This window comes from uncultured Acidaminococcus sp. (assembly GCA_900538365.1).
Classification (GTDB): Bacteria; Bacillota; Negativicutes; order Acidaminococcales; family Acidaminococcaceae; genus Acidaminococcus.
Window position 1 is genome coordinate 1 of sequence record UPXT01000068.1, and the last position, 5,458, is coordinate 5,458.

The 5,458-nt window shown below is 49.0% G+C and carries 5 protein-coding genes and 1 pseudogene; 1 reads left to right on the forward strand and 5 read right to left on the reverse strand.

Annotated elements, in window-relative coordinates:
* On the forward strand, positions 1-1,021 hold a 1,021-nt coding region (locus QZQ08_RS09500), incomplete at its 5' end, for a Gfo/Idh/MocA family oxidoreductase (RefSeq protein ID WP_296331338.1).
* Between the two features lie 243 nt (positions 1,022-1,264).
* Here the strand turns inward: QZQ08_RS09500 and smpB are convergent.
* The 5 genes and pseudogenes from smpB to secG form a co-directional block, all read right to left on the reverse strand.
* Positions 1,265-1,603: pseudogene (gene smpB, locus QZQ08_RS09505) on the reverse strand (SsrA-binding protein SmpB); the annotation flags it as partial.
* A complete protein-coding gene (rnr, locus tag QZQ08_RS09510; RefSeq protein WP_296331343.1) occupies positions 1,566-3,875 on the reverse strand; it encodes a ribonuclease R in 2,310 nt (769 codons plus the stop codon). The gene rnr and the pseudogene smpB, both read right to left, overlap by 38 nt.
* Positions 3,872-4,279 carry a PaaI family thioesterase gene (locus tag QZQ08_RS09515; RefSeq protein ID WP_296331345.1) on the reverse strand — a complete coding sequence of 136 codons (408 nt, stop codon included), beginning with the start codon at positions 4,277-4,279 and terminating at the stop codon, positions 3,872-3,874. Before QZQ08_RS09515 ends, rnr begins: the two co-directional genes overlap by 4 nt.
* Positions 4,276-5,013, reverse strand: a complete 738-nt coding sequence (locus QZQ08_RS09520) for a carboxylesterase (protein WP_296331350.1) — start codon at positions 5,011-5,013, stop codon at positions 4,276-4,278. Before QZQ08_RS09520 ends, QZQ08_RS09515 begins: the two co-directional genes overlap by 4 nt.
* A gap of 93 nt (positions 5,014-5,106) precedes the next feature.
* Positions 5,107-5,328 (reverse strand): preprotein translocase subunit SecG, encoded by a 222-nt coding sequence (gene secG, locus QZQ08_RS09525; protein ID WP_009014692.1) that lies wholly within the window; start codon positions 5,326-5,328, stop codon positions 5,107-5,109.
* Positions 5,329-5,458: the final 130 nt, after the last annotated feature.

The window sequence follows — 5,458 nt, forward strand, 5'->3', positions numbered from 1 at the left end:
AGCCATGTTTTACGGGAGAATTGCCAGACGGTATCCGGAGCTGTTTACACTAAAATACATATTATGCAGATCTGAGGAGAAGGCTGCAAAGGTTCATGGGGAAACAGGCTTTCCCACAACTGTATCAGACGAGGACTGCAAAAACTCCAAACCGGATTTCGTGGTTGTGGCAGTAAATAAAGGGAATATTGCAGATGTGGCAGAGAAATGGGCGTTGATGGGCTATCCTGTGCTTACTGAAACACCGATTGGATGCAGTCTGAAACAGTTAAGACGAATCTGGGAATTAAAAGAGAAATACCATTGTAAAATTCAGGTCTGCGAGCAGTATTTTCATTGTCCCACACTCAGGGCAGGACTGCATCAGATTCAAAATGAAGCCATAGGGCAGCCAGACTCCATGTATCTGTCGCTGGTACATGAATACCATGGGGCCAGTCTGATCAGAAAATATCTTTTGATGGGGCATGAACGCTTTTCTGTTATAGGAAAGCAGTTTACATTTCCGCTGACAGAAACAGATTCCCGTCAGGGGGCTATTACGGATGGTTCTGTAAGCAGCCGGGGGAGAATCATGGCGCTGTTTGAATTTGCTTCTGGAAAGACGGCGCTTTATGATTTTTCGGGGGAACAGTACCGGTCTTTTATACGCAGCCGCCATGTGACCGTTCGAGGACAGAAAGGAGAGCTTACGGATCAGGTTTTTTACAGGCTTACAGAAGAAAATTTCCCTGAAACCCTATATCTTATGCCGGAATTAGATTCACGGTACAGACAGCTTGAAACAAAACGTTTAAGGGATTGTGTCCGGGGCTGGAAGCCTGAGCTGTATCTGGATGAGATTGAGGATGAATATGCCATTGCCTGTATGCTTTATGATATGAGAGAGTATCTCGATTCGGGAAAAGAAATTTATCCTTTAAGGGATGCTCTTCAGGACAGCTATATGGGTCTGCTGCTCCAGGAGGCTGTCATGTCAGAGGGCTGTAAGATTCATTCCCAGCCAATGCCCTGGAATTAGAAAAACGCTTTTCGATTAAAAATCCGGATTTCGGTACAGACTATCATCAGATCTGCAGTATGGGCGAATGAAAGGCCTGTGCCGGATACTTGGTAAAAACGAAAGGAAAGTCTATGAAAAAGGGAAAAATGTGGAAGGCGGGGGCTGCAGGAATGATGGCTGCGGGAACAGGAGCAGTCCTTATGATGGCCAGCCGGAAAAAGGAACGGATGTACAGGCTTACGGACAGCAATTCCTCCTGTAAAAATAAAGGGTCAAAGGGACCAAGGTAAAGCCTTTTTCCTTGGTCTTGCCAATGAGTTTTGCAATTTCCCGTTTATGCATAAGCAGCTTGCGATCGCGCCGCGGCTCATGATTGAAGATATTGCCATGATCATATTCACTGATGTGAAGGTTGTATAAATATAGTTCCCCCGATTTGGTAATGGCAGCATAACTGTCCTTCAGGTTGGCCTTACCTGCACGGAGGGACTTGACTTCCGTGCCTGTAAGCACGACGCCTGTTTCGAAGGTTTCATGAATGGCGTAGTCATGGCGGGCTTTTCTATTTTCTGCGATGATTTTGACGTTTGTTTTTTCCATGCTGACTTCCCTTCTGACGTGCAGGGCCTCTTTTTTTGGTCTGTGAGGCCAGTTTATTACGGCTGCCTTTCTTTACGGTCTGTTTTTCAGGCGTCCTTTTCTTTTCTGACGGAACGGTTTCCTTTCGGGCTGTGACAAAAGTTTCAAATTCGGGAAGGATAAAATCAATCTTGCGTTCTTCCACACTGACATGGAAGACCTTGATCCTTACAGGACTGCCAAGGCGATAGCTCTTTCCGCCATGCTCCCCGACAAGAGCAAAATGTTCCTCATCATAACGATAATAATCGTCAAGGAGACTAGAGATATGGACAAGGCCTTCAATACCGTTTTCGAGCTGGACAAACATGCCAAAGCTTGTGACACCGGAAATGGTCCCATCAAATTCCTGTCCTACATAGGGCAGCATATACTCTGTCATCTTAAGTTCATCCGTTTCCCGTTCGGCCTCAATGGCAAGACGTTCCCGTGTCGAGGCGTGACTTGCCATAAGGGAAAGCTTATCTGTCAAGTTTTCCTTTTCCTTCTTGGACAGTTTTTTGCCTGTCCGCTGATCCTTGAGGAGACGATGGACCAACAGATCTGGATAGCGCCGAATGGGAGAGGTAAAATGCGTGTAGTCCTTGGCAGCAAGACCAAAGTGTCCCACATTTTCCGTTTGGTACACAGCCTGTTTCATGCTCCGCAGGGCAAGTGTGGAAATCATGCCTTCTTCGGGTTTTCCCTTCACCTTGCGCAGGGCCATTTGAAGAACTTTAGGCCGCATCTTGCCATCGACCTTGAGAACGGTCCCAAACTGGGCCATAATCTTTGAAAGGCTCTGCATCCTATCCTCATCAGGTACATCATGGACGCGGTAGATAAAGGGATAATGATGCTTTGTCATATGGGCGGCTACGGTTTCGTTGGCAGCGAGCATAAATTCCTCGATCATCATTTCCGCAATGGTCCGATGGCGAAGATGAACGTCGATGGGCCGTTTTTTCTCATCCAGGATGACCTTGACTTCGGGAATCTCAAACTCAATTGCACCCCGTCTCACCCGTTTTTTATGGAGGACCGTGCAAAGTTTCTCCATGGTTTCCAACATGGGAACGATATCGCTGTATTTTTCCCGCAGGGCCGCGTCACGGTCCGTGAGGATTTTTGCCACATCGGGATAGTTCATACGATGCCGGGAGGCAATCACGCTGGGCGCAATGTCGTAGGAAAGGACCTTCCCCGTCTTACCGGAAATAACCATTTCACAGCTCATGGTAAGGCGGTCTTCCCCTTCATTGAGGCTGCAGATGCCATTTGACAAAAGAGGCGGCAGCATGGGAAGGACGCGGTCCACCAAGTAGACGCTGGTGCCTCTGGCATAGGCCTCCTGGTCAAGTTCACCGCGGGGGCGCACATAGTGGCTGACATCGGCAATATAGACGCCAAGGAAGTAATCCTCGCCCCGCTTTTCTGCATAAATGGCATCGTCAAGATCCTTGGAATCGATGCCATCGACGGTGATGATTGGCCACTTGCGCCGGTCAAGACGCCCTTTAAGTTCCTTTTTGGGGATGACTTGCGGGACAAGCTGGGCGGCTTCCTTGACTTCTTTAGGAAAATCAAGGGGCAAGTCCTTATCCTTGATGATGGAGACGATATCAATACCCACATCGCCCTTTTTGCCAAGGATTTCTGTAATGGTCCCTTCTGCTTTTTGACGTCCGTTGGGCCAGGCCGTAATCTTGACGACAACCTTGTCGCCGTTGCGGGCATTCAGGAAGTCCTTGCGTCTCACATAGATATCCTGTCCAATATGGCGGTTATCAGGAGTAACAAAACCAAAATCTCCACTGCGCGTAAAAGTTCCGACAAAACGTTCATGGGCCCGCTCCAAAATGCGGATGACCTTGCCCTCACGCCGTCCTCCATAGCCATGGTCACTGACCCGTGCGATGACAAGATCCTCGTTCATCGCACCGGATAAGTGCATCGCGGGGATGAAAAGATCACCTTCCTCCGTCTTTTCAAGGGGTACAACAAACCCATACCCTTTCTGCGTGACCTGCAGGCGCCCTGTGACAAGCCCCATGGCCCGCGGCAGGCCCAAGGTATTGAAGCGGGTCTTCACAAGAAGCCCATCCTTGATCATTAGTTCAATTTCCGTCCACAAGGCTCCCAGCCCTTTTCCTTTATACCGCAGGTCGCGGCCCAGGTCATCATAGCTGACAGGATGGGTGGCATGGGATTCCATATAAGTAAGGACATCCTGCCGAATTTTTTCGTTACTCATCTTTCTCCTTCATACATCATCTTGGCATCTGCTTCCGCCGCAACAGTCCCATCAGGGCGGATAACCTCTCCCGTCATTTCAAGGAGGAGGCCTTTGCGGCGCTTTACCTTCGTCACAATTTCAATGGTCTCACCAATGAGGACGGGCGAACGGAAACGGACTTCCAGGCGGGCCGTATAGGCCACGCGGTGTTCATACAGATAGGGATAATTCCCCATGGTTTCATCAAGTAAGGTGGAAATGAGTCCGCCGTGCATCCGCCCGTCATAGCTTTGATGACAGGGTTCGGGCGTAAAGCGTGACGAGCAGCCATTTTCATCCACTTTAAAATGCATGTGAAGGCCAATGGGATTGTTCTTCCCACAGCCAAAACACATAGGATTCGTATCATTCACATTCTTCATTGCAGGGCCTCCAGGAAACGGTCAATTTTTTGATAGACAAGTCCCCGTTCCTTATAAAGGGTCAGGACATGCTTTCCTTGGGGGAGCATCTCCAGCCGCTTTAGAGGGGATGCCGCGTGTTTATAGATATACTGCGCGCTTTGCGGGCGAACGGTTCGATCCGCTTCACTTTGAATAATAAGAAGCGGAGCCGTCACGTGATAAAGGGTGCGTTTCTTGACAGTCGACAGCAAACGCAGGAATTCGCGGACGCCGGAAAGGGGCATCTCATGATAAGCCACATCATAGCGGGCCGGAGCGTCGATATGACGAGGGCGCTTGGGAATGGATCGTGTCACTTTTTCCGCAAGCCAAAGGAAATGGGAACGCCAATCGAATAGATAGATGGGCGTTGAAATGACGATGACTCCGTCAACGGGAATGGTCGAAGCGCAATCAAGGGCAAGAAGACCGCCCATACTCATTCCCACCAAAATAACCTTGCTGTATGTTTCCTTGAGGGCACTGGCGGCGGATTTTACGGACTGGGTCCATTTTTCATAGGTTACGCCGTCAAGGTCTTCCGGGTTCGTACCGTGACCATTTAAAAGAAGGCCCTGCACGGTATAGCCTTTGTAATGCAGCCGTTCCCCCAATTCACGCAGCTCCGACGGGGAACCCGTGTAGCCGTGAATGAGAAGAACCGCTGTATCATTGGTTCCAGGAAAGCGATAAGGCTCAGCGCCTTGGAGCATGGCAGTTTCCTCCTTACTTTATACACAAAAAAGGCATTACCCTTCATGAAGGCAATGCCATAACTGCACCATTTGATTAATGCCATCCCCACCTTACTGCAGGCGGGCAATTACAATGTTAAGGACAGCAAAAATAAGGCCAAAGACAACCGTAATGCGGCTCAGAGCCTCATCCATATCGGTTGGTTTGCCGCTGAACATGGACTCACCGCCGCCAAGGCCAGCAAAACCGGAGCTCTTACCGGACTGGAGCAGGACAGACGCAATCAGGATGACACTGACAACGATATCTACAACCATTAAAACCGTTAACACTGGTATTTCCCTCCACATATTAGATTCTTGTATTTTAGCATAGATTGAAAGCGAGTGCAAGTAAGGATGAGAGGACGTATGTGTCAACATTTTCTCGGGAGACCCATATAAGATTGTGTTGCAGCTTAAT